Source organism: Mucilaginibacter sp. UR6-1 (assembly GCF_020880975.1).
Lineage (GTDB): Bacteria > Bacteroidota > Bacteroidia > Sphingobacteriales > Sphingobacteriaceae > Mucilaginibacter.
This window is the reverse complement of the sequence record NZ_JAJIWP010000004.1, coordinates 15,413-40,810: the sequence shown is the minus strand read 5'-3', so window position 1 is coordinate 40,810 and position 25,398 is coordinate 15,413. Positions and strand designations below refer to the sequence as shown.

23 protein-coding genes are annotated in these 25,398 nt (G+C 45.1%); 10 read left to right on the top strand and 13 right to left on the bottom strand.

What is annotated here, in order from left to right:
• Window positions 1-81: 81 nt before the first annotated feature.
• From LJ707_RS15430 to LJ707_RS15420, 3 genes are all read left to right on the top strand, one after another.
• Window positions 82-705, top strand: coding sequence for a hypothetical protein (locus LJ707_RS15430; RefSeq protein ID WP_228952634.1), 624 nt, complete (start codon window positions 82-84; stop codon window positions 703-705).
• 194 nt (window positions 706-899) lie between these two features.
• Window positions 900-3,029, top strand: a complete 2,130-nt coding sequence (locus tag LJ707_RS15425; protein WP_228952633.1) for a carboxy terminal-processing peptidase — start codon at window positions 900-902, stop codon at window positions 3,027-3,029.
• A gap of 74 nt (window positions 3,030-3,103) precedes the next feature.
• On the top strand, window positions 3,104-3,670 hold the full coding sequence (locus tag LJ707_RS15420; RefSeq protein WP_228952632.1) for a putative glycolipid-binding domain-containing protein: 567 nt from the start codon (window positions 3,104-3,106) through the stop codon (window positions 3,668-3,670).
• On the opposite strand, the gene LJ707_RS15415 is transcribed toward LJ707_RS15420, so the two are convergent.
• Window positions 3,664-4,908, bottom strand: coding sequence for an anhydro-N-acetylmuramic acid kinase (locus LJ707_RS15415; protein ID WP_228952631.1), 1,245 nt, complete (start codon window positions 4,906-4,908; stop codon window positions 3,664-3,666). The two genes, LJ707_RS15420 and LJ707_RS15415, sit on opposite strands and share 7 nt — an antisense overlap.
• Before the next feature lie 11 nt (window positions 4,909-4,919).
• Between LJ707_RS15415 and LJ707_RS15410 the strand changes: the two genes are divergently transcribed.
• Window positions 4,920-6,005: an acyltransferase family protein gene (locus tag LJ707_RS15410; RefSeq protein ID WP_228952630.1), complete on the top strand. Its 1,086-nt coding sequence runs from the start codon at window positions 4,920-4,922 to the stop codon at window positions 6,003-6,005.
• A gap of 38 nt (window positions 6,006-6,043) precedes the next feature.
• On the opposite strand, the gene LJ707_RS15405 is transcribed toward LJ707_RS15410, so the two are convergent.
• From LJ707_RS15405 to LJ707_RS15395, 3 genes are read right to left on the bottom strand one after another with little or no spacing between them, the layout of a single operon-like run.
• Window positions 6,044-7,834, bottom strand: a complete 1,791-nt coding sequence (locus LJ707_RS15405) for a DUF885 family protein (RefSeq protein ID WP_228952628.1) — start codon at window positions 7,832-7,834, stop codon at window positions 6,044-6,046.
• 59 nt (window positions 7,835-7,893) lie between these two features.
• Window positions 7,894-9,144: a carboxypeptidase-like regulatory domain-containing protein gene (locus tag LJ707_RS15400; RefSeq protein WP_228952625.1), complete on the bottom strand. Its 1,251-nt coding sequence runs from the start codon at window positions 9,142-9,144 to the stop codon at window positions 7,894-7,896.
• Complete coding sequence (locus tag LJ707_RS15395) at window positions 9,137-9,709, bottom strand: RNA polymerase sigma factor (RefSeq protein WP_228952623.1); 573 nt, start codon at window positions 9,707-9,709, stop codon at window positions 9,137-9,139. The genes LJ707_RS15400 and LJ707_RS15395 overlap by 8 nt, the downstream gene beginning before the upstream one ends.
• 84 nt (window positions 9,710-9,793) lie before the next feature.
• Between LJ707_RS15395 and LJ707_RS15390 the strand changes: the two genes are divergently transcribed.
• Window positions 9,794-11,749, top strand: a complete 1,956-nt coding sequence (locus tag LJ707_RS15390) for a von Willebrand factor type A domain-containing protein (protein WP_228952621.1) — start codon at window positions 9,794-9,796, stop codon at window positions 11,747-11,749.
• Between the two features lie 34 nt (window positions 11,750-11,783).
• Here LJ707_RS15390 and LJ707_RS15385 read toward each other — a convergent pair whose 3' ends face one another.
• The 6 genes from LJ707_RS15385 to LJ707_RS15360 form a co-directional block, all read right to left on the bottom strand.
• A complete protein-coding gene (locus LJ707_RS15385) occupies window positions 11,784-12,635 on the bottom strand; it encodes a 4-hydroxy-3-methylbut-2-enyl diphosphate reductase (protein ID WP_228952619.1) in 852 nt (283 codons plus the stop codon).
• A 65-nt stretch (window positions 12,636-12,700) separates the two neighbouring features.
• Window positions 12,701-13,363 carry a carotenoid biosynthesis protein gene (locus LJ707_RS15380; protein WP_228952616.1) on the bottom strand — a complete coding sequence of 221 codons (663 nt, stop codon included), beginning with the start codon at window positions 13,361-13,363 and terminating at the stop codon, window positions 12,701-12,703.
• Window positions 13,342-14,430 carry a glycosyltransferase gene (locus LJ707_RS15375; protein WP_228952614.1) on the bottom strand — a complete coding sequence of 363 codons (1,089 nt, stop codon included), beginning with the start codon at window positions 14,428-14,430 and terminating at the stop codon, window positions 13,342-13,344. Before LJ707_RS15375 ends, LJ707_RS15380 begins: the two co-directional genes overlap by 22 nt.
• A gap of 2 nt (window positions 14,431-14,432) precedes the next feature.
• The gene (locus tag LJ707_RS15370) at window positions 14,433-15,056 is read right to left on the bottom strand and encodes a lysophospholipid acyltransferase family protein (RefSeq protein ID WP_228952613.1); all 624 of its coding nucleotides are present in this window, start codon (window positions 15,054-15,056) and stop codon (window positions 14,433-14,435) included.
• A 15-nt stretch (window positions 15,057-15,071) separates the two neighbouring features.
• Window positions 15,072-15,695 carry a lysophospholipid acyltransferase family protein gene (locus tag LJ707_RS15365; RefSeq protein ID WP_228952611.1) on the bottom strand — a complete coding sequence of 208 codons (624 nt, stop codon included), beginning with the start codon at window positions 15,693-15,695 and terminating at the stop codon, window positions 15,072-15,074.
• Entirely contained in the window at window positions 15,692-16,510 is an 819-nt protein-coding gene (locus LJ707_RS15360) for an alpha/beta fold hydrolase (protein ID WP_228952609.1), read from the bottom strand. The genes LJ707_RS15365 and LJ707_RS15360 overlap by 4 nt, the downstream gene beginning before the upstream one ends.
• A gap of 155 nt (window positions 16,511-16,665) precedes the next feature.
• On the opposite strand from LJ707_RS15360, the gene hemH reads away from it, so the two are divergent.
• On the top strand, window positions 16,666-17,685 hold the full coding sequence (hemH, locus tag LJ707_RS15355) for a ferrochelatase (protein ID WP_228952607.1): 1,020 nt from the start codon (window positions 16,666-16,668) through the stop codon (window positions 17,683-17,685).
• Here the strand turns inward: hemH and LJ707_RS15350 are convergent, their stop codons facing one another.
• Window positions 17,686-18,873 (bottom strand): 3-deoxy-D-manno-octulosonic acid transferase, encoded by a 1,188-nt coding sequence (locus tag LJ707_RS15350; protein WP_228952605.1) that lies wholly within the window; start codon window positions 18,871-18,873, stop codon window positions 17,686-17,688.
• A gap of 116 nt (window positions 18,874-18,989) precedes the next feature.
• Here LJ707_RS15350 and LJ707_RS15345 point away from each other — a divergent pair, with 116 nt between their 5' ends.
• Together LJ707_RS15345 and galE are read left to right on the top strand one after the other, a co-directional pair.
• On the top strand, window positions 18,990-19,970 hold the full coding sequence (locus LJ707_RS15345; protein ID WP_228952602.1) for a UDP-glucuronic acid decarboxylase family protein: 981 nt from the start codon (window positions 18,990-18,992) through the stop codon (window positions 19,968-19,970).
• Window positions 19,971-19,982: 12 nt separating this feature from the next.
• The gene (gene galE, locus LJ707_RS15340; RefSeq protein WP_228952600.1) at window positions 19,983-21,008 is read left to right on the top strand and encodes a UDP-glucose 4-epimerase GalE; all 1,026 of its coding nucleotides are present in this window, start codon (window positions 19,983-19,985) and stop codon (window positions 21,006-21,008) included.
• An 87-nt stretch (window positions 21,009-21,095) separates the two neighbouring features.
• Here galE and LJ707_RS15335 read toward each other — a convergent pair whose 3' ends face one another.
• Window positions 21,096-22,337, bottom strand: a complete 1,242-nt coding sequence (locus LJ707_RS15335) for an ABC transporter permease (protein ID WP_228952598.1) — start codon at window positions 22,335-22,337, stop codon at window positions 21,096-21,098.
• A 124-nt stretch (window positions 22,338-22,461) separates the two neighbouring features.
• Window positions 22,462-22,809 carry an iron-sulfur cluster assembly accessory protein gene (locus LJ707_RS15330; protein WP_228952596.1) on the bottom strand — a complete coding sequence of 116 codons (348 nt, stop codon included), beginning with the start codon at window positions 22,807-22,809 and terminating at the stop codon, window positions 22,462-22,464.
• A gap of 95 nt (window positions 22,810-22,904) precedes the next feature.
• On the opposite strand from LJ707_RS15330, the gene LJ707_RS15325 reads away from it, so the two are divergent.
• Window positions 22,905-23,438 (top strand): hypothetical protein, encoded by a 534-nt coding sequence (locus LJ707_RS15325; RefSeq protein WP_228952594.1) that lies wholly within the window; start codon window positions 22,905-22,907, stop codon window positions 23,436-23,438.
• A gap of 453 nt (window positions 23,439-23,891) precedes the next feature.
• Window positions 23,892-25,319, top strand: a complete 1,428-nt coding sequence (dnaA, locus tag LJ707_RS15320) for a chromosomal replication initiator protein DnaA (RefSeq protein WP_228952592.1) — start codon at window positions 23,892-23,894, stop codon at window positions 25,317-25,319.
• The last annotated feature ends 79 nt before the right edge of the window (window positions 25,320-25,398 follow it).

Sequence of the window (25,398 nt, the reverse complement as noted above, 5' to 3'; positions counted from 1 at the left end):
AGGCGCAAGCTATTGTTTATCTGCTAATTAGTTTTATATTTGATTTGTTTAAACCATTGTAAATCCGCTACAAAGCATTGCATGAAATATTTTTTATTTGTTTTTTTATGTTTTACCGGCCTCTCGGCCTCGGCACAGTGGTGGCGTATCGGCCCGTTAAAACATAAGCGTTACCCGCAGTTGGCGCATGTAAAAAACTACTCATTTAATAAAAATTACATATTAGGCTCGGCGCAGGTGGCGGCCAGACCTGTTAAGGCTTTTAAGCTGCGTAGTTATTACGATTTAACGCAGGCCGAAATGCGTTTCATGAAAACGGCTCAGCACAACATGCGCTTTCGCGAGTACAATATTGCCAGCTATAACTTTAGCGACCTGGCAAGGGTGTATATGGAGCTCAACCGCCTGTCAGAAGCCAAATGGTTTTTATTGCAGAGCAACCTGATTGCCCGCCGCCAAAATGATGACAGGCATACCTTTTTAAACCTGCTGTCATTAGCTGCCGTAAAAATTGATATGGGCGAAGTAAGTCTTGCCCGCGAGGATTTGATTGAGGCACGCGGCATTGCCAACGCCCGCGGCTGGCGCAGCGAGAGTGTTGAGGTTGATAAAAAGATACTATCCATAAAAGATGTAAGCAACTCGGCACCCAAGGCTGAACTTAAATACGCCGAACTGCCTGAGCCTGAAAACAAATCGAAATAGTTTAAGCGCTTTGTAACAAAAGGGTAATTTCAGGCATCAATTACAATAGAAATCAAACAATATCGTATTATTGTTATTCAATAGTTTATGAAATAGGACAGCCTGAATGGCTGTCTTTTTTTACATTAGTAATTTATAAAAAGGCACAAGTATTGATGTTGGTTAAAAACCCCGACCTAAAAACGGTAAAAGATATGTTTAAGAAATTATATGCTGTGTTGGTGATCAGCGCTGCGCTCGCTTGCCAGGCCTCTCCATCAAAACCAATAAAAGTAGCTGGCTCTAATGATCTGCAGCCTGATGAACAGCAATCAATCGTGCTGCAAAATGTAACCGAAATGGTTACCAAATACAATTACAAGAAGATCGACCTGAATGATTCGATCTCAGGGGTGATATTTGACCGTTACATAAAAGCGCTTGATGGCAACCACAATTACCTGCTGGCAACGGATGTTAAGGAATTTGAAAAATTCAGGCTGATGCTTGATGATGACATGAAGGCGGGTAACCTTAATAACGTATTCTATATTTTTAATGTATACCAAAAACGGTACAACGAGCGCATCAACTATTCTATCAAACAGATCAATACCAACTTTGATTATACCAAGAATGAGAGCTTTACTTACGAGCGCGACAGCCTGCCCTGGATAGCATCAGAGGATGAGCTTGACAAGCTTTGGAGCGGCCGTGTAAAGTATGATCTGCTTAACCTTAAACTGGCTAATAAGGATATGGCCAAAAATAAGGAAACACTGCGCAAGCGTTATCAAAACCTGCTGTCGCAATCAAACAAACTATCAAACTCGGATGTGTTCCAGATATTTATGGATTCATTTACCGAGGCTGTAGATCCGCATACCAATTACTTCACCCCATCAAACGCGGCTAACTTCAATATCGAAATGTCGCGCTCGGTACAGGGTATCGGTGCTTCGCTGCAATCAGAGAATGAGTACGTTACCATTAAAACCATTGTACCCGGTGGGCCGGCTGATAAAAGCAAGCAGATAAGTGTTGACGACCGTATTGTTGGCGTAGCGCAAGGTAAAACAGGCGAGTTTCAAAATATAATAGGCTGGCGTATTGAAAATGCCATAGCTATTATACGCGGCACTAAAGGTACCGTTGTACGCCTGGAAATATTACCTGCGGGTGCCGCAACAGGCAGCAAGCCAAAAATTGTGGAGATGGTACGCGAAAAGATCATCCTGAAAGATCAATCGGCCAAAAAGGAAATAAAAACATATAACCAAAATGGTAAAACCTTTAAGATAGGCATTATTTCTATCCCGGCATTTTACCTGGATTTTGATGATTACCGTTCAGGCAATCCCAACTACAAAAGCACCACCCGCGATGTTAAGCTGATTTTAGATACTCTGAAACAGCAAAAAGTGGACGGTGTGGTTATTGACCTTCGCCAAAACGGTGGCGGCTCGTTAACCGAAGCTATTGAGCTTACAGGCCTATTTATTAAAGATGGTCCGGTAGTACAGGTTAAAGATGCCCGTAACCAGATCGAGGTTGATAAGGATGAAGATCCGGATATTACTTACAGCGGCCCGTTACTGGTAGCGGTTGACCGTTTCAGCGCGTCGGCATCAGAGATATTTGCGGGTGCCATACAGGATTATGGCCGTGGCCTGATAGCCGGTACACAAACTTATGGTAAGGGTACTGTACAAAGCGCCATTAATCTGGATAAGGTGATCACAACCACATTGAGCGAAAAAATATCATCAATTGCCGGTAAAACCAAAACGCAGGGTACGGGCAGCCAAAATAAATACGGTCAGCTTAACCTTACGGTTGCTAAGTTTTACCGTATCAGCGGCGCATCAACCCAGCACAAAGGGGTAATGCCTGATATCAGCTTCCCTTCGGTTATACCGATGGATAAATATGGTGAGGATACCGAGCCATCGGCCCTGCCTTATGATGTGATTGCAAAAAGTACATACGCTAAGGTTGGCGATTTTGCTACCGTGATACCACAGCTTAAAAAACAACACGAGCAGCGTATGGCACAAAGCGCGAGTTATAAATACCTGCTTGAAGATATTGCCGACTTTAAAAAAGCCGATGCCGAAACCACAGTAACGCTGAACGAAGAAAAGCTTAAAAAAGAGCGTGAAACCGACGAGCAAAAAAGCTTTACCCGTAACAACCAGCGCCGTGTAGCCCTTGGTTTACCGGCTTTGAAGAAAGGCCAAACCAAGCCGCGCAACGAGGATCTGGATTTTATTAAGGCTGAAGCCGGACAAATACTGATCGACTATATAAACATGGACAACAAGCTTACTACCGTGTTTAAATAAACGCTTGTTATAAATTATTGATTAGCAGCCCGAACCATAAACAAGTTCGGGCTGTTTGCGTTTATAAATGTGTAATGGAAGAGAAAGTAGTTATATGGAAACGCATTGCAGACTATAGCTCGGTTGAGCATTGCCTGGTTACCGCTACCACGGCTGATATAGCCGTGTCATCAACAATTGGCGGTATGGTGAACGATCTGCCGTTTGAAGTTAACTATTCGCTATTGCTTGATAGTGGTTGGAATGCCAAAGAGGTTTATATTGAATGTGTTACTGATAATATGCCGCTTAGCTGGCATTTTGTAAAAATGCCAGTAGGCTGGCTGGGCGGTAATTCGCCCGAACCGGTGCATTGTGATTGTGTTGATGTAGATATTACCATGACACCTTTTACCAACAGTTTGCCCATAAACCGCTTAAAGCTGCAACCCGGCCAAACAACTCAAATTGAAGTGTTGTATTTTGATGTGCTGGAACGAAATTTTACAGCCGAAAAACAGGTTTATACTTGTATTGATGAGCGTACTTACAAGTTTGAAAATGCAGATGGTAGCTTTAGTGCCGAACTGGTTATTGATGCCGACGGTATAGTAACCAATTATCCGGGCCTGTTTGAACGGCTTTACAGCTATACTCAATAAGGCAGGCTGAATTTACCCATCAACACAGCCGGATTATTACCTATTGCCACAAGCTCACCGGCCAAAGCCTCATTACCTAACATGGCGAATAATATGGCTTCCTTCGCATCAGGGTTAATGCCTAATGCCATTGTGTTTAATATAGCGGCTTGTTTGAGGTGCTTTTGCAGATAAGCAGTTATTGCCGGGTTACTTGCCCCGCCGCCACTTGTGTAGATGTTTACGTAAGTACTTACGTAAGTGTTTACAAATCTAACAATGCTTTCGCCAGTAAATGCCGTTAAGGTCGCGATAAGGTCGGCCGGGCGAATGTACGGTGTTCCTTGCCCGGCCATTATATTTTCTGCCAGGGCGAGATTAAACACCTCCGGGCCGGTAGTTTTAGGGAGCTGCTGATTAAAGAAAGGATGTTCCAATAAGATATCCAGCAAAGCCTTGTCCACAGTGCCCGCCTGCGCTATCTCCCCATCCCTGTCAAAAGGCATATCAAAATACTTTTTGCAGGCGGCATCAATAATGGTATTGCCGGGCCCTATATCGGTACTGAAAACCTCATTTAAGTTTTGGGATGCCGGCAGCCATGTAGCATTGGCTATACCGCCTATATTCAGCAGCAGGCGGTTTTCACCCGGTTTGCTGCCTAATAAAACATCGCCATATAAAGCCAAAGGTGCACCTTCACCGCCGCCGGCAATGTGTTTCTGCCTGAAATCGCTGATGGTAATGATGCCTGTTTTTATCGCGATATGGTCGCCGTCGCCAATTTGCAGGGTAGCATTAGGGTAACCGGGCTGCCGGTGTTGCCTTGCCGGGGCATGATACACGGTTTGGCCATGGCTGGCAATGTAATCCACCTCCACAGGTTTAATTTGCCACTCCTCAAGTGCCTGTAATATAAGGGCGGCATGGTAATTACCAATGTAAGCGTTAAGTAAGGCGAGCTTTTCCAGGTCGGCATTGCGTTTGGCAAATACCTGCCTTACCTCGCCCTTAAAATAATCATTGTAAGGGATGGTTATAAAGTTCAGCAACTCAAACTGTGTTTGCATACCATGCCCGGTAAAGCGGCACAGGGCAATGTCCAGCCCATCAAGCGAGGTACCCGACATGAGGCCGATGCCCAGCCGTTCATCCTTTTGGGCGATGCGGAGTAATTGCTGCATATTGCGGTTAAGTGCCATGTTATCAAAGTTATTATAATCGGTGTTTTTAAGCGCTATTTTTTTATGTTTGAGCATAAACTATTCAGATGAGCCAGCCCATTCCAAAACGCCTTTTATCGCTCGATGTGTTTCGTGGTGCTACCGTTGCCGCCATGATACTGGTAAACAATCCCGGTAGCTGGGAGTACATTTACCCCCCGCTTGAACATTCCAAATGGAATGGGTGCACGCCAACCGATCTGATCTTTCCATTCTTTTTGTTCATTGTAGGGGTGTCTATTGTTTTCGCGATGGAAAGTAAAAAGGCTGATCCGGCCAATCATGGCAAAATGATACTGACGGCATTGCGCCGCATGGCTGTACTCATCATCATCAGTTTAGGTACGCACCTGCTGTTTCATCCGGGTTTGGCTACCATGCGTATACCTGGCGTGTTGCAGCGCATAGCAGTAGTGTTTTTTATCTGTACGGTGCTGTATATTAAAACTTCGCAGCGTACGCGCGATTGGGTTTTCGCGCTGTCATTAATCGGTTATTACATCATTATGTGTTTTATACCGGTACCTGGCCACGGCCCGGCCAACCTGGAGCCCGAAACCAATTTTGGTGCCTGGATAGATCGTTTGGTATTTACTGAAAATCACTTGTGGAGCCAATCGCGCACCTGGGACCCGGAGGGATTGTTAGGGACCCTGCCCGCCATTGCTACCGGCTTGTTCGGCATCAGGGTAGGCTCGTGGCTTAAACAAAAAAATACCGACGATAGCGTTAAGGTAACCTGGATGCTTACCTATGGCGTAGCGGCCGTAGTGCTGGCGCTGATATGGGATCTGTTTTTTCCGATCAATAAATCATTATGGACAAGCTCATTCGTGCTGTATACCGGCGGGCTGGCCACCATTGCCCTCGGCATAAGTTACTGGCTGATAGATGTGAATGGCCGTACCCGTTTTACCGGCTTTTTTATTCCGTTCGGGGTGAATGCTATTACGGCCTATGTGCTATCCATGTATATACCGCACTACATGGGCAAGCTTAACCTGAATAAAATATTGTTCGACCCTTATCTGTCGCCATTAAATGCCTCGCTGGCTATGGCCCTGTTTTGGGTGCTGCTGATATGGGTAATAATGTGGGTGCTTTATAAGCGTAAGATCATCATCAAAGTATAAAAACAAAAAAGCCACCCGGTAAAGGTGGCTTTCTGCTTTTATTGTTTGGCAGCCCAGGCATCCATTTTAGTTTCGAGTACGCTGAGGGGCATGCCGCCATCCTTGAGTACCTGGTTATGAAATTCCGAAATATTGAATTTGCTGCCCAATTGCTTTTCATACCGGGTACGCAGTTCGCGTATTTTAAGCGCGCCGGTTTTGTAGCCTAATGCCTGTGCGGGTATGCCCATGTAGCGCTCAATTTCGGCAGTAGCACCCTGCTCGCTGATGGCCTCGTTATCCATCATATATTTGATGGCCTGCTCGCGGGTCATGCCCTTGGTGTGTATGGCCACATCAACCACCAGCCTGATGGCGCGGTGCATCTCATCACCCAAAGCACCCATGTGCTGGTAAGGGTCGGTATACAGGCCTAATTCCTTACCTAATGATTCGCAATACAGCGCCCATCCTTCGGCATAAGCGTTTTCAAACACCAAAAAGCGGCGGAACTTTGGCAGGTCGTTATTTTCAAAAGTGAGCGATATCTGGTAATGGTGGCCCGGTATGGCCTCGTGTAAAAACAGCGATTCCATGCCCGATGTTACGTTGAATGTTTTGGCATCCAGTATCGGTACATAGAAAATGCCGGGGCGTTTACCATCTGCCGATCCGGGGTTGTATTCGGCACTGGCTGATGCCGCACGGAAAGCCTCGGTCTGCTTGATCACGAACGGTGTTTTAGGCTCGTGGCTAAACATCTTTTTCAGGTTAGGCTTCATGCGCTGGTGGATGTTCTCAAATGCGTCGAGCACTTCCTTCGGCGTTTTGTACGGCATAAATTTTTTATCGTTTCTCATATAATCAAAAAACGCCTGCATGTTGCCCTTAAAACCAACCAGTGTTTTAATACTGTCCATCTGTCCTTTTATACGTGCCACTTCACTAAGGCCTGTTTGATAGATCTGCTCCGGCGTTCTGTTGGTTGATGTTTGCTGCTTTACCAGGTAGGCGTATTTGGCCGCGCCATCCGTTACTGCCGAAAGGCCCGAGGTGCTGCGGGTATGCGGCAGGTAGTTGTTTTTAAGATACACAGCCAGCTTTTTATAAGCAGGTACGGCCACTTCCATAATGGTTTTCTTGTAATCGGCAGTAAGTTTGTCGGCGTCGCCTTTGGCTATATCTTTAGGAAGGTTTTTTATCGGGTCATAAAACAAGCTTTTTTCGGGCGATGTTACCACGAAGCTCTCCATTTGCGGTATCATTTTTACCACCAGTGATTTGGGTAATACCACACCGGTTTTAATACCCTTGTCAAAATTAGCGATGGCGGTATCAGCCCAAACCGAAAACGCGCCGAGCCTTTTTAGCCAGTCGTTATAATCCTTAACGGTTTTAAATGGCTGTGCCGCGCCACCCGAGCCAAACTGACCGATAGTTAGCGGCAGTGCGAACATTTGGTTAAAAGGCAGATATTCCAGATGATGCTTAAAACCATCCAGCGCGGTTTGCGCCTCATACACAAAAATATCGTAGGATAATTTATCATTATCGCTTAATTCATCGCGGTTAAAGGTTTTTACACTGTCGAGGTAGGCTTTGTAAAAGCTTTCTGATTTTTTGAGATAATCTGTAGACAAAGTATTAGGCAGCTCGCCGTTATATCGCGGATCGCCGATATAGGTTGCCGTAAGCGGGTCGAGCTTCAGGTACGCCTCGTAATAGTTATCAAAAATTTGGTTAAGCTTCGTGTTCTTGTCTGCGGATAACGAGCCGGAGTTTTTACTGCCCGGTTGATTGCACGCGGCGATAGTGCCTGCAAGGCACAATGCCATTAAAGTTTTTTTCATTGTTTCAGGAGGTTAGCTAAGCACTAAAGCTAACAAAAAAGTAATTACAAAAGCAAAGCTTATTCGGCCCTGAATTTAATGCTCAGTTTAATCTTTTTGGGTTGTCCGCTACTATCTCCCACCCATTTAGGCCCATCCTTAATCAGGGCGATGGCCTGCTGGTCGGTTTCGTCGCTCAGGTTTTTGGTGATCTCAAAATCGGTTAACGAGCCATCAGTATTAACGGTGAACGATAGTTTTACAGTGCCTTTTTTACCGTCCGAAGATATGGCGTTCTCTTTCAGATATTCGTTAAACTCATCCCAACCGTTTAATGGATGCGCTTCTTTGATCTTGCGTTTGCTGCCATAATCTGACACCACGACTACTTCGTTCAGCGAGCCTTGTGAGGGTTCCATGGCAATCATCAGGGAATCCTGATTCCTGACCTTTACTTTTTGGTTCTCAAAGCCGATGTAGCCAAAGTTCAGGGTTGATTTCTCGGGGACTGTTAATGAAAATTCTCCATCAACATCTGTTACCGTAGTGTTATTAATTCCTTGTACTGTAACACCTGGTAATGGAGCAACGCCATCTGTGACTTTGCCGGTAATGGTTTTGTATCGAGGACTATTTTTGGTAATAGATAAGCCTGCAACCCTGCCAGCTAAGGCGTTTGCTATAGTATGTTGTTTTACCTCTTTTATAGTGTCAGCAACAGGCTTGGCTTTTTGCGCAAAAAAGTCAACTGCTATTTTCTCCTGCAAAGCACCCAACTGTTTGTCCGCTATTGTTTCGTTTGCAACAGGTTCTGCATCAAGTATTAATTCAGTTGGCTGCTTTCTTCTGCGTACCAATTGTTGTTTTGGTTTTACACTTGCTATATAAGGCGAATTTGCCGGTTTATTACTATCAAAAACTTTTTCAGCACTATCTGACAGATCAGCCGCGGGCGGTGCATACAAATTTTTATGATCAGCAACAGGTGGTTGTGGTTTGATCTCGGCTAAAGCAATTTCCTTTTTTTTCGGCTGCTCCTTAAAAAATAGTAAACCGCCTATACCAAGTATAACAACTATTGATGCCGCTGCTGTTAACCGCCATATCAGCATACTCCGTACCATGCCCTTGGCGGTACGTTGTTGTAGCCGTCCGGCAATATCGTTAAGGTTAGCTTGCTGGTTAGTATCCGTTTTGCCGTAGCCTTCCAAAGCATCCATCAGCAATGGGTCGTTCTGTGCCTCGCGCTCCAGTTGGTGCATGGCGCGGGCATCAAGCTCCCCGTTCAGGTACTTTTCAATTTGCTTCGCTATGTCTGCAGGCTTACTCACGGTTCTTTTCTATGCAAATTTTAAGGTTACGTTTTCCGTTCTGTATATGGCTTTTTACTTCATTCAGGGTAAGGCCGGTATCGTCGGCAATTTCCTTATAGCATTTTTGCTGCAGGTAAAACAGATCAACACTCTGGCGTTGTCCGCCCGGCAGCTTTTCCATACACTTTTGTAAAACGGCCATGTACTCCTCATTGTATTTGTTATCAGGATGCACATCGGCGGTAAATTCCATAACGTTATCATCAATAGCAGTTGTAGGCATCTTTTTATTGCTGCGTAACTGCATTAGGCAGTAATTACGCGCCAGCACATACAACCAGCCGCGAAACTGTTTAACCTCATGTGCTTTGGCTTTGTTCACCAGTTCCTCAAAAATGCCCATCACGGCATCCTTGGCATCATCCTCATCATTAAGATACTTCAGGCACACGCCATAAACCAGTTGAACGTATTTTTCATACAAACGCCCCAGCACCTGCAAGTCGCCATCTCTTCGATAGCGCTCAAGCAAAATCTCGTCATCTGCTTCATCAGGATGTATCGTTCGGCTAAAGAGGTTCATTATGGTGCCGCAAAATAAATTTTTTAAATGGCTTATGGAAATATGTATTCCGCTGCATCCTGCCGGTATAAAAACCAACAGATCATGAAACATATCTTATTTATCGCATTAATGTTTGCCGGGCTTGCAGGTTATAGCCAGGCAAACAAAACCCGCACTGTAAGCGGAACAGTAAGCAGTCGCGACGGCATAATAGCGGAGGCCAAGGTTGTTGCCGAAGGCACAACAATATCATCAACATCAAATAAACAGGGCAGGTATAATATAAAAGTGCCTGCTAATACCGTGCGCCTGTTATTTAGTGCCGACGGATTTGAAAGTAAAAAAGTAGCAATAGGCAAGAGTGGTGTAATAAATGTAGTATTGAACAGATTAAAGATAAATATACCTGTGCCTGTTGCAGTAGAAAAACCAAGGGAAGAAAAGGATAAAGTTCAGTTGAATGAGGTAGTTGCCGTGCAATCCCCGCGGATAGCGACTCAGCTTCAGGGTAAGGTAGCTGGCTTGTATGTAAGAGGTAGTCGTAGAGCAAAGATAAATGAAATTAAAGCTCCGGTAGGTTATTATGCTAATTCAGCATTTGATGCCAACACCGAAAGCTACAAAGGCATCACAGAAAATGGTTTTCATGTAGCTTCGAACGCCCCGCTTTCCACTTTCTCGGTTGATGTTGACGCGGCATCGTACAGCAATGTGCGCCGCTTTATTAATGGCGGGCAAATTCCTCCGGTGGATGCGGTGCGCATTGAGGAGATGATCAACTACTTTAACTACAACCTGTCCGGCCCAACCAATAACGACCCGGTGGCCATACACACCGAACTTACCTCAGCGCCATGGAATACTAAGCACCGCCTGCTGCGTATCGGCTTAAAGGCACGCACTATTCCGACCGAAAACCTGCCGGCGTCAAACCTGGTGTTCCTCATCGATGTATCGGGTTCCATGAGCGCGGAAAATAAGTTGCCGCTGGTAAAATCATCCATGAAGATGCTGGTGAACCAGTTGCGCGTTAAGGATAAGGTATCCATTGTAGTGTACGCCGGTGCGGCGGGTATTGTGTTGCAGCCAACATCGGGCGATAAAAAGACTACGATCAATAACGCCATTGATAACCTGGAGGCAGGCGGCTCAACAGCAGGTGGCGAGGGCATAAAACTGGCCTACAGAGTAGCGCACGAAAATTTAATGAAGGAGGGTAATAACCGCGTGATCCTGGCTACCGATGGCGACTTTAACGTAGGCGCGTCAAGCGATGATGATATGGAAAAACTGATCACCAAACAGCGTGAGGGTGGGGTGTTCCTGTCGGTTTTAGGTTATGGTATGGGTAACTATAAAGACAGTAAAATGGAACCCCTGGCCGATAAGGGCAATGGCAACTATGCTTACATTGATAATATTACCGAGGCCCGCAAAACCCTGGTAAGTGAGTTTGGCGGTACGCTGTTTACCGTTGCCAAGGATGTAAAGCTGCAACTGGAATTTAACCCGGCCAAAGTGCAGGCTTACCGCCTGATAGGTTATGAGAACCGCCTGTTGAACAAAGAAGATTTTAACAATGATAAAAAGGATGCAGGCGATATGGGCAGCGGGCACACCGTTACCGCTTTGTATGAGATTGTACCGGTAGGGGTGAAGGATGATTACGCCGGCTCGGTTGATCCTTTGAAATACCAAAAACCGGCATCTGCCCCGAAAGGGATGGTGAATACCGGCAGCGGCGAAATGCTGACCATCAAGTTCAGGTACAAGCAACCTAACTCCGGCAAAAGCGCCTTGAGCCAGGCCGTGGTGAATGATGTGCCTGTTGAGTTTGCTAAAACCAGTACTGATATGAAGTTTGCCAGTGCTGTGGCCGAGTTTGGTATGTTGCTGCGTGATTCGCCTTACAAGCAGCAGGCCAGCTATGCGCATGCCATAAAAACCGCACGTGCCGGTAAAGGTAATGATGATGAGGGATACCGTGCCGAGTTTATAAAACTGGCTGAAAGCGCACGCCTGTTAGCTAAAGAAGAGCAGTTGGCCGACTCGAAATAAACCTTACCTAAACCTGATAGATCCCTGGGCGGAATTAAAAAGCCTCAAGGGCGTTCTTTACATCCTGCATCAGCCACATAGGGGTTGATGTAGCCCCGGCGATGCCTACGGTGTCGCCGGGCGCGAAGAGCGCCTTATCCAGCTCTTCAACAGATGAAATAAAGTAAGTATTGGGGTTGTGCCTCTTGCAAACCTCGAACAGTACCTTGCCGTTTGACGATTTTTTGCCCGATACAAACACCACCTTATCAAACTTTACCGCAAACTCAGGCAGATCCTTATCACGGTTTGATACCTGGCGGCAAATGGTATCATTGGCTTTTACTTCGTAACCACGGTTAAGCAGTTCCTCCTTAATGGCATAAAACTTATCGGTGCTTTTGGTGGTTTGGCTGTATAAGGTAAAGCGTTCGGGCAGTTCGGCGTTGTCCAGCTCGGCAATATCCTGAAATACCAAAGCCTCGTTGTTGGTTTGGCCTTGCAGGCCGATCACTTCGGCATGGCCATGCTTGCCGAAAATGAGTATCTGCTCCTTATTATCGTGTGATGTTTTAATGCGGTTTTGCAATTTAAGCACTACAGGGCACGAGGCATCAATCAGGGTGATGTTATTCTGAAGTGCTGTTTTATAAGTTTCAGGAGCCTCGCCATGCGCGCGGATCAGCACCTTCTCGTTATGCAGGTCATGCAGTTGCGAGTGGTCAATAATGCGGAGGCCTTTGGCCTTCAGCCGGGCAACTTCCTCGTCGTTATGCACAATATCGCCCAGGCAATACAGGTAACCATCCTGCTCCAGTATTTCCTCGGCCATATCAATGGCAAAAACTACCCCGAAGCAAAAGCCCGAATCCTGGTCAATGGTCACCTTTAAATTATACTCACCCATGATGATACAAATTTACGCTAAATTATATTATAAATAACGATGCCCGGATACTTGCGGTTTTCATTTTATAGCGGATAAATATTCAACGCTGCGAAAAATATTAATTGTGTTATCAGTAATGCCGGGCCAACCCAACTTTGCTTTTTAAAGTTGAAACTTTCAAAAATATACAGCATAAAAAGGCTCACAAAAAACCAGCATACGTAATTGTAAGCCGGCACGGCCTCAAAGCGCCAGTGCCAGTAATCAAACCTAATGGCTACGGGTTCTATAAGCGCATCAAGCACCACAAGCATCACGGCACCATATATTACGCGAAGCAGGCGGTTATTTAGCCCCGAGCGCTGCATCAATACCCCGGTTGAGTATACCAGTAAAAACCAGTTAACACCAATCATAAGCGGGATATTGAGCACCTTTGCACCCAGGGTACTGCCATAGGCATAATAGCCAAACAATGCGCCGGTATGTACGCCTATCCACTCGGCTATGTAGCCCGCGAAATAGATAATGAGGTAAAAGCTCCAGAAATGGTTATCAACCTGCCGGTGACTAAAAATAACTATGCCCAGCATCAGCAGCAGGTGAAAAGGTACTATATCCTGAAACAGATCGCGCGTGGCAGGCAGCGTAAAACCAATATATCCTACAACATGAAACAGAATGATTATGCCGATAAGTACCGGCGGTTTTTTTAGGATGCCTGTCATACCCTGCGGCCTTTCCATACCGTGTTTTTAGTAAGGTGCTGCTGTATGGCAAAAAAAGCGATGATCACCATACTCGCCATTTGCAGCGGGTGCAGCAGTACGTTAAGCAAAGCGTTTTGCCCGGCAGCTAATGAGATCATGATACGGGTAAGCATAATAAGCCCGGCCATAAAAACAATGAGCGGTAAATTTAAGGTGGAGATCACCAGTAAAGGCCCGCCAATAAGCAGCGTAATATATACCAGAAAGCCCGGTACGCTGTAATTAAATATAGCCAGAAAATTTTTGCTGAACCCATTTATGGCCTCGTTAAAACCGGTGTACATGCGGCAATATATAAGTCCGTTGGCCAGCAGGCTTTCTCCCCGGTAACGGGCGGCCTTTACCAGTTTCATGATCTCAATATCCTCCACCACCTCATTGCGCACCTGTTTGTGCCACTGGTTGGCATGGTAAGCTTCGGCATTAAAAAACATAAACTGCCCGCTGGCTGCCGCTACCGCGTAATGCCGGGTAAGGTATACCAGGCGTAAAGGCAATAAATTGAGCAGCAAAAAATGCATCAGCGGTACCACGAGTTTTTCGCCCAGGGTAAACATACGCTGATTGGTGAACAGGCTTAGCAGGGCCACCTGCCGCAGGTGCATACGGTGTACCGCGCTGTTAATCAGGCCGCGTTCAACCTCTTCGTCGGCATCAACAAACATCAGGTATTTACCTTTAGCCTGTTGCGCTAACTGGTAGCAGGCATAGTTTTTACCCAGCCATCCATCGGGCAGTGTTTTGCCTTTTATTACTTTAAAGTTGGTATGTGCGGCGGCGTAACGGGCGCAAATATTATAGGTTTCATCGGTAGAGCCATCATCCAGCACAATTACCTCATAATCGCGGTAATCCTGTTCAGTTATGGAGCGCAGCAGGTTGTCAATATTTTGCTGTTCGTTACGGGCAGGTATCAGTATGGATACCATATCATCATAAGGCTTGGCTATGCGTTGTAGTTTTGGGTTCGACATAAAGTTGAACAGCGTAACCACAAAGCGCAGTACAATAAAAAACAAGGTTACCGATATGGCAATGATCACTGTTATATAACTATTTGTGTTTGCTGATGCCGTGCCGCCTCATAATGCTGCTGGTAGGCATCGGTAAATTGATGTATATTATTAAAGCTGTTAACAGGGCTTTTGTTTACATAAACGTTTACACCGGGTTTTTTGTACTCGAAGTACTCAATAAATGTAGCGCAAAACACCAGTTGAGCTGTTTGTCTGGCTTTATCCATTACGCGGAGTATACCCTTATCAAACACCACCTGCTGCACAAAGTTGGAGTATAATTTACCCTGCGGAAATATCACCACCAGGTTCTGCGGGTCTTTCAATAGCTCTGCCGCATAGTTAAGCGATTCGATCAACCCCTTGGAGTTCTTACTGATTGAGAAGGCGCCCATGTATTTTAAAAAGAAAACCTTGCTCACGGTTTCCTCCAGTATCATGATGTGAAAACGCTTTTTAAAAAGCTTGTGATTAAGGTAATAAAGTATAAAACCATCCCACCAGCTAAAATGATTAGGGATAAGGAGTACAGACTTATCCTCTTCAACCTTCATGCTGTTCAAGTTGAACGAGCGGAAATTTTTATCGATCAGCCGCAAAATATACCGGTGGAAGAACCAGTGTATCACTTTATTATTTTTCGGGGTGATCATTTTTAATCCTGATGTTTAATGGTCAGCATGTACCTGGTTGGCCAGGGCTTGTTTGTGGTGGGCGTTAATATTGCTTACCAACTGCCCGAAGGGTACTTCGCCCGCTACGCCGCAATCAAACAGATGGATGAATGCCGAAGGCTTGAGGCTCTCAAAGTAATCGATAAGCACACAGGAGTACACTACCTGGCAGGGGCCTTTAATGTTTTTTATCAATCGTTCGATGCCATTTCCAATCTCAATTTCGGTGGCATGGTTTGATATCAGCTCACCTTGCGGAAAAACCACCACCAAATTCTCCGGATCGTTCAGCAAACCGGCCGCGTATTGCAATGATCTGATCATCTCGCGCGAACCTTTTTCGATAGAAAAACCACCGAACAGGTTGAACAACATTCGCTTACGCAAATGGTCTTCCTGCATCATGATGTAGAGTTTCCGTTTAAGGTGCCAGTAAGCCAAATAGTTGCCAAAAAAGCCATCCCACCAGCTAAAATGGTTGCAAAGCAGCAGTACCGAGTGGCCGGGTTTTGGCTCAAAGGGCATTACCACCACGCGGTTAAAGGCCTTGTGTATGCGGTAGCGCATATACCGGGCAAACCAGTTACTAAAGAGGCTTACTCTGCGGGCGGGTATCATACTTTAAATTTAACTAAATATTTATCCAGATCGGCAGTAACCAGCCAGTGCCCCAGGTCCACCTCGTGTACCTCAGGGTTAGTCAAGGTATTGATGAAGGGTTGCGCCTCCTTTTTTGGGAACAGGTTATCGTGCCGGCCAAATATCAGCCGGCATTTAATGTTATGCTGATTGATGAGTTGCGCCACCTTTTGCGTATCGGGTTTTAATAAGCGTATCAAGTTGAGTGTATAATAAACATCAAGCCGTTTTTGTTCGGTATCCATTTCGCTCCAGGCAATTTTGTACAGGCTGTCATCAATAAAGCCCACGCGTTTAAGTGTTTTTAACAGCGATGGCGCTATCCATTTGCTTTTAGTAACCGTGCGGAAAAGATACCGCCCCAGTGTTTTATGCGTTAGTATATGGAAGCCCTTATATACAAACAGTCCGTCGGGCGCCATCAGTATCACCTCGTCAATAAGGTCGGCATACTCCTCAACTAAAATCAGCGCCAGGTTAGCGCCAATGGAGTAACCCAGTACCGAAAAGCGTTGCCTGCCATGCAGTTTAAACCACTCTTCCACATAGCTGCGCACCAGGGCCTTGGGCATGCCCCGGATGATCTGTTGCTCGCTCCAGTCCTTTAGCGCGCTGCCGCCATGAAAAAAGTGATCGAACCCGTAAACATGATATTCAGGCAGCACCGATTGCTCCAGCACATGGAATTGCCTGCCCGTCATGCCGTAACCATGAAAGGCCAGCAGCGGCTTGCTGCCCGTGCCGTATTCGTGATAGTGTACCTGCCCCAACTGCGGGATGTGTAAAAAGCCCATTACGGCAATATTAACAAATACCCGCTAAAAAGTTTACTGCTGCATGTAATTGCACGGTGGCAACAAACATGATGCTAATCATTATTTTGTAATATATAGCCCTTGGTTTAGCAGTGTACAAGGTATTTATAGTATTTTTGGAGCCTCAAATTATTATGGCAAAAAAGGGAATATTATTAGTGAATTTAGGTACGCCTGATAGTCCGTCAACCGCAGATGTACGCCGCTATCTGGATGAGTTTTTGATGGACCCTCGGGTGATTGATGTAAACGCTGCCTTGCGCACCTTTTTGGTAAAGGCGGTAATTGTACCGTTCAGGGCACCTAAATCAGCTAAATTATATAAGGAGATATGGGATGATGTTAACGGATCGCCATTAAAATACTATAGCATTTTACAGCGCGATGCCTTGCAGCAACGCCTGGGCGATGAGTATATGGTTGAGCTGGCCATGCGTTATCAAAACCCTTCTATTGAGCTGGCGCTTGATAATTTAAAAAACGCTTTGGTTGATAGCATCCGGGTAATTCCGCTATTTCCGCAGTATGCCTCGGCAAGTACAGGTTCGGTATATGAAAAAGTAATGCGTTTGATGAAGGATTGGCCTACGCCGCCGCCTGTATCATTCGTCAACTCGTTTTATGATGATGACCTGGTGATCAAAACCTTTGCCGATAATGCCCGCAAGTACGATCCGGCATCGTATGATCATATCCTGTTCAGCTTTCACGGCCTGCCGCAGCGCCAGTTGATAAAGGCCGATCATACCCACAGCCATTGCTTAAAGGTGAATGATTGCTGCCAGACGATCAACGATAAAAATAAATTCTGCTATTCGGCACAATCATACCATACGGCTAAACTGATAGCTGCTGAGTTGAATATTGCTCAGGAAGATTATACCGTTTGCTTTCAATCCCGCCTGGGTAATGACCCATGGGTGCAGCCCTATACCAGCGAAATTATACACAAGCTGGCTAAAGAGGGTAAAAAGCGCCTGCTGGTATTTTGCCCTGCCTTTGTTGCCGATTGTTTGGAAACCGTTTACGAGGTTACCGAAGAGTACGGTGCCGAGTTTAAAGCCCTTGGCGGCCAGGAGGTGCAATTGGTGGAAAGCCTTAACGATTCGCCCGTGTTTATTGACGCGCTTGAGCGTATGGTGCGCAACAACTAATCAGGCGTTTGCCGAATCTTTAATAAAGTTCACTATCTTTTCGGTAGCGCCCTTTTGTGTGTCAACATATTGTTTTGCTTGTTGGCAACCGGCGGTATAGTATGCTTCATCGGTACTTAGCTTTTCAACAATGGCTTTAAGTTCAGCTTCGTTACTGATGCTAAAGCCTGCTTCAAGCTCAATAAGCGCCTTTGCCTCATTAAACTTATGGTAATTTGGCCCGAATATTACCGGTATGCCAAATGCCGCCGCTTCCAGCGTATTATGTATACCCACGCCAAAGCCGCCGCCTATGTAAGCCATGTGCCCGTATTGGTATAATGATGACAGCATGCCCATATTATCAATAATAAGACATTGGTAGCTGTTGCCGTCCTCGGCTAATGCCAAATCTGAATATTTAATGCAACTATCCGGAGGTAATAACTCAACCAGCCGGTTTATCTTTTCCATACTCAGCTCGTGCGGCGCGAAGATAAATTTCCAATCCGGGTAAAGGTATATCAGTTCAGTCAGTAGTTTTTCATCATCCGGCCAGGTACTGCCGCATATCATGGTTTTGTGGCTGCCAATAAACTGTTTTACTTCGGGCAGTTGCTTAGGGTTGGCGGCATTAGCCCACACACGGTCAAACCGGGTATCGCCGCTAACGGTTGTGTTATTTATGTTGATGCCTGCCAGTAGCTGTTTGGAGTGTTCATCCTGCAAAAAAAAGTGACGTACGCACCGAAGCATTTTGCGGTGCATGCCACCATACCAATTAAAAAATACCTGCCCATCCCTGAATATGCCTGATATAATATATAACGGTACACGGCGCTTGTATAACTGCGCAAAGAAATGGTACCAGTACTCGTACTTGGTAAATATTACAATAGATGGGTTAATGGCTTTAATAAAACGGATCGCGTTGCCGCGTGTATCCAGCGGCAGGTAATATACCGCATCGGCAAGTGGTGTGTTTTTGCGGACTTCATAACCCGAGGGTGAAAAAAAAGTGATCACGATAGGTCTGTCAGGATAAGTCAGTTTCATTTGCTCAAGTACCGGGCGGCCCTGCTCAAACTCACCTAATGATGCAAAATGAAACCATATACTATTGTCACAACGTACAAATACCTGCTGCTTACGTCCGTTTATCCAAAGCTTTGCCTTTTGGTTAAAAAACGAAGCCAGCCAGATTATCAAATAGTATAAACGTATTCCAATATTATAAAGCACAAACATTTTGAGCGATGAATGATTATATTCGTCGGGGTTAAAAATACAAATACTAACGTATCAATTTCAAATAACATACAGGCATGGCAAGAAAGCGCATACTTATCACCGGTGCTGCCGGGTTTTTAGGCTCGCACCTTTGCGACAGGTTTATTAAAGAGGATTACCATGTAATAGCCATGGATAACCTTATCACTGGCGATCTGCGTAATATCGAACATCTGTTTAAACTCGAAAATTTTGAGTTCTATCATCACGATGTTTCAAGCTTTGTTTTCGTTCCGGGCGATTTGCACTACATTCTGCACTTTGCCTCTCCTGCCAGCCCGATAGATTATTTAAAGATCCCTATCCAAACCCTTAAAGTAGGCTCATTAGGTACGCATAATCTGTTGGGTTTGGCTAAAGCTAAAAACGCGCGTATGCTGATCGCTTCAACATCCGAAGTATACGGCGACCCTAACGTGAACCCGCAGCCCGAGGAGTATTGGGGTAACGTAAACCCGGTTGGGCCGCGCGGTGTATATGATGAGGCTAAGCGCTTTCAGGAAGCCATGACCATGGCTTACCATACTTTTCACGGTGTTGAAACCCGCATTGTACGTATATTCAATACTTACGGCCCGCGTATGCGCCTAAATGATGGCCGCGTATTACCGGCATTTATAGGCCAGGCCCTGCGTGGCGAATCGCTCACCATGTTTGGCGATGGCTCACAAACCCGCTCGTTTTGTTATGTTGATGACCTGATTGAAGGTATTTACCGCCTGCTGTTTAGCGACTACGCGCAACCGGTTAACGTTGGTAACCCTGATGAGATAACCATACGCGAGTTTGGCGAAGAAATAATAAAACTTACCGGAACCGACCAAAAATTAATAAGTTTGCCGCTCCCGGTTGACGACCCTAAACAGCGTCGCCCAGATATTACCAAGGCTAAAGAGATATTAGGATGGGAGCCTAAAGTATCGCGAAGCGAGGGTTTGAAGATCACGTATGATTATTTCAAATCGTTGCCGGAGCATGAGATACAGCATAAGGATTTTTCAAACTATAATAAATAAACCTCTTAATTAATGGCAAAAATATTAGTTACCGGCGGCCTGGGTTACATCGGCTCGCATACGGTTGTTGAACTTGTAAACTCAGGTTATGAGCCCGTGATCGTTGACGATCTGTCAAACTCTCAACCTAAGATACTCGATCAGCTTACAAAGATCATCGGCTACAAACCGGTATTTCATCAGGTAGATCTTTGCAATGAAAAGGAAGTGGCTAACCTGGTAGCAACTGAAAATGATATCGCGGGCATCATCCACTTCGCGGCATTTAAGGCCGTAGGCGAATCAGTTGCCCATCCGTTAAAATATTACCGTAATAACTTTTACTCGCTTATTAACCTGCTTAACGGTTACTATGGCAAGCCATTAAACTTTGTATTCTCATCAAGCTGTACGGTTTACGGTCAGCCTGAAAACTTACCTGTTACAGAGGATGCGCCTGTGCAGCCAGCGCAATCGCCATACGGTAACACCAAACAGGTGGCCGAAGAGATATTGAAGGATATGGTAGCATCAGATACGCCATACAAAGTAATATCGTTGCGTTACTTTAACCCCGTTGGCGCGCACGAAACCGCGCTGATAGGCGAACTGCCGATAGGCGTACCGCAAAACCTTGTGCCGTTCATCACCCAAACCGCCATTGGCAAACGCGAAAAGATCACCGTATTTGGCGATACCTACAATACGCCCGACGGTAGCTGCATCCGCGATTATATACATGTGGTTGACCTGGCCAAGGCGCACGTATCAGCATTGAAGTTTGCTGAGCAGGAAAGCTTTAAAGGTTACGAGGTATTTAACCTGGGTACAGGTAAAGGCAGCTCAGTGCTTGAGGTTATTGCCGCGTTTGAGAAAGCTACAGGTGTAAAGCTAAATTACCAGATAGGTGCTCCCCGCCCAGGCGATGTGGAGCAGGTTTGGGGCGATGTAAGCAAATCAACCCAAAAGCTGGGCTGGAAAACCGAACTTGGTTTGGACGAAATGATGTCATCAGCGTGGGCATGGGAGAAATATATCGCCGCTAACCCAATCGGATAAATACCAACACGAGCTTAATAAAATTAACAAGCCCCGGCAATTTTTGCCGGGGCTGTTTTTTTAGTGTTTAATTGTGATAGGGTAATATTATTCGTAGCGCAGGGCTTCAACCGGATCGAGCTTGGCCGCTTTTTTAGCAGGGTAGTAGCCTGACATTAAACCGATAAGGGTACAGATAACCAGGGAGATGATAAGCCACATCCACGGCACGGCGAATGAGCCGCTGATATTAATGGCTATAAGGTTGCCTATGGCCATACCTAATATGATGCCACCTGCGCCGCCAATAAGGCATATCACAATGGCCTCAAGCAAAAACTGTTTACGTATTACCGCAGGCGTAGCGCCTATTGATTTTCGCAAGCCTATCTCGCGGGTACGTTCGGTAACCGATACCAGCATAATGTTCATCAGCCCTATTGCCGCGCCCACCAGTGTGATAATGCTTACTACCAGGCCGGCCACAGTAAGAGCGGCCATTTGCCCGTCAAGCTGTTCCTGTATGGCATCGCTGCGGTTAATGTCAAAATTTTGCGGCTGGCCAACGTTCAGTCCGCGTATGTTGCGAAAGAGCGCCGTAGCCTCATCAACCGTAGCATTAAGCGCCTCGTTATTGGTTACGGCTACAGTTATCTCAAAAGACGGATTTGGGGTAGTAACAATTTGCTTGGCTTTAAATACCGGGATCAGGCAAAACTTATCGCCACCAAATTGCGCACCCGAGCCTTTTGATGCCAGTATGCCAATAATGCGGAACTGGTTGTTGCCGATGAACACCGGTTTATTGAGCGCGTCGGTATTTTTAAACAGTGTTTTCTTTATCTCATCACCAATAATTACCACATTGTCTCCCCGTTCCAACTCAGCGGCAGAGAAGTTACGGCCTGATGCCAGCTTGTAACCACTGTTTTGCAGGTAATTTTCGTTAGTGCCGGTTACTGATATATTAGGGTTGGTTTTCTCGTTGCCATATTTTGCAATAGCCGAGCCGCTTACCGATAGGTTAATGGCGATGGATGAAGGCAGTTTAAAGGTTTTGCGAAAACGATAGGCCTGATCGTACCGGATAGAGGGGTATACCTTACGTTTGCCACCGGGGCCAAAATTAAGATCCTGCCCCATGTTTTGTATGGTAAAGGAATTTGCACCCAAGCCGGCAAAGGCATCATTGGTATATTGTTTAATGCCCTCAATGGCGGTAAGTATACCAACCAGCGCCATTATACCTATTGATATAATGAGTGCCGTGAGTGATGTACGCAACTTATTACCGCTGATAGATTGCAGGGCAATAGACAGATTTTCGCGAAGGGTAGTTTTTACCGCCATATTTAAAACTTGCCGTTAAGACTATGCACCTGCTTTGTTTGTTACATAGTTATATATAATAAATATATAGTGCATAAAAAAAGCAGCCACCGGGCTGCTTTAAATATTTATCAATGCAATATTGTTAAACCGAGAATGATGTGCCGCATCCGCAGGTGCTGGCCGCGTTAGGATTATTAAAAGTAAAGCCACGTGCGTTAAGGCCGTCCTGAAAATCAATTTGCATCCCGGCAAGGTACAGGCCGTGCGCTTTGTGCATGTATACTTTTACGCCGTCAATAAAAAATTCCTGGTCGCCGTCTTTCTTTTGGTCAAAGCCCAAAACGTAGTTCATGCCCGAGCAGCCGCCGCCTTCAACGCCAACACGCAAGCCAAAATCATCACCAATCTCCTGCTGATCCTTCAGCTTTAACAACTCCTTTATTGCTCCCGGTGTAAAGCTTACCGGTGCGGTTTCAACAGCTATACTCATCTTTATTTTATATTGTTAATATACAAATATAAGGTAAAATACACATTTTTGTTCGCGCCGTTAATTTATGACGGGCGCCTAACATTTGCCTGTATATGAATTTATATCCGCTGCTTATTGATGTTTTAAAAACCACCCTTGCCGGAGCAGGCGTTGTTTGGGTTGCTTTTTACCTGTTAAAACCATACCTGGATAGGTTTGAGCAAATACTTACAGCATCAAAGGCAAAGCCCGCCATTGATCCGTCGCTGATGCTTAAATTACAGGCTTATGAGCGTATAGTATTGGTTATTGACCGTATAAACCCGGCCAATATGTTTGTAAGGCTGGGCGCGGCAAGCTTTCAGGCTAATGAGCTGCACCATCTGGTAATAACCGAGATACGGAATGAATACCAGCATAATGTTACCCAGCAGGTTTATGTAAGCGAGGCCGTATGGGAAATATTGACCAAGCTAAAAAACGATACCATTAATATCATGAATGAAGCTGTCCGGCTTCAGCCGGAGGGCGCCCGTGGTGTTGATCTGGCTAAGACTATATTACAACAGTTAAGCCTTATGCAGCCCGATCCGTATGCTGCTGCTGCCACTATTATCCGTACCGAGGCTCATAAACTAATGGGTTGATTTGATATCTTCGCACCCCGAAATTTTAACAAAAAAGATGTGCCGGGACAAAAGTTTTCAACCAATTATTTGGTTGATGTGGTGTTTTGGCTTGCTGTTCAACCGGTTATGAAAAATGTTAGAAAATTGAATTTTTCCACAAACATTCAACCCTGAAGAGCCGTTAAAAAAGGGCATCGAAACAGGCCGGGTTCCCGGTTTAAAAGTTACACAATTAGTTAAAATTTTAATTTTAAACTAAATAGTCCACATTGTTAATATCGCAATGATTTGCTGTGGATAATTATGAAATTTTCAACATTTTGAAGCTAAATTTCAAAAAAGAATAAAATTTAAAAAGATAAAATTTAATTTTTTAATCGGCTTTTTTTTTGAATATTCGATGTTCCGTACTGAGCACATAGGTTAATTAGTTCGGGGATTGTAAATCAACAAATTACTGAAATTCTATATATGGAAAAAACTTGTATAAGCGTTTGGAATAGCTGTCTTCAGATCATTAAGGACAACATACCAGCCCAAAGTTTCAAAACTTGGTTCGAGCCAATTAAAGCTTTGCGCATGGAAGGCAGTGTTCTGACAATACAGGTGCCCAGCTTATTTTTTTACGAGTGGCTTGAAGAACATTACGTAGGCTTGCTGCGTAAGACGATAAAGAAACAATTAGGCGACGAAGGACGTTTAGAATACAATATCGTGGTTGAGCAATCGTCATCAAATAAGCCGTATACTACCAACATGCCATCAAACGGCAATGGTGCCGAGGCCAAAAACCAATCGATGCCTATCCCTATCGCTATAAATAAGGATATTAAAAACCCTTTTGTTATACCGGGATTGAAAAAACTGAATGTAGACCCGCAGCTTAACCGCAACTATACCTTTGAAAGCTTTGTAGAAGGTGACTGTAACCGTCTTGCCCGCTCGGCAGGTTACGCGGTTGCCGCAAAACCGGGTGGCACCTCATTTAACCCGCTGATGCTTTATGGCGGCGTTGGCTTGGGTAAAACACACCTGGCACAGGCCATTGGCAACGAGATAAAAAAGACCCTGCCCGATAAGTTGGTGCTTTATGTATCGTGCGAGAAGTTTACGCAACAGTTTGTTGACGCGTTGAAGCATAATAATATTAATGATTTTGTGAACTTTTACCAGGCCATTGATGTACTCATTATGGATGATGTGCACAACTTTGCCGGTAAAGAAAAAACACAGGATTTCTTCTTCCATATATTTAACCACCTGCATCAATCAGGCAAGCAACTGATCATCACTTCAGATAAAGCGCCTAAGGATCTGGCCGGTTTAGAGGAGCGTTTGCTGTCGCGTTTCAAATGGGGCCTTTCTGCTGATCTGCAGGTGCCTGACCTGGAAACCCGTATGGCCATCCTTAAAAATAAAATATACCAGGATGGTATCGATATATCAAACGATGTGCTGGAGTACGTGGCGCATAACATTGATAATAACGTACGTGAACTGGAGGGTGCTATGGTATCATTACTGGCGCAATCAACCCTAAACCGTAAGGAGATTGACCTGAACCTGGCCAAGCAGATGCTGAAGAATTTTGTAAAGAATTCATCTAAAGAAATTTCGATGGAGTATATACAAAGCCTGGTTTGCGAGTACTTTGAAGTGCCTATCGAAATGGTAAAATCACAAACCCGCAAACGCGAAATTGTACAGGCCCGCCAAATATCCATGTACCTGGCTAAGGCGCATACCAAAAGCTCACTAAAATCAATCGGTAACTTTTTTGGCGGCCGCGATCACTCAACAGTTATTTATGCCTGCCAAACCGTGGAGGATTTGATAGATACCGACAAAAAGTTTAAAGGTTACGTTGCCGATATCCAAAAGAAACTTAAAATGAGCTAATCCTCATTTAAGCGATAAATAAAAAATGGCCGTATGTTGTAACATGCGGCCATTTTTATTTTCTAACAGAAAAATCGTT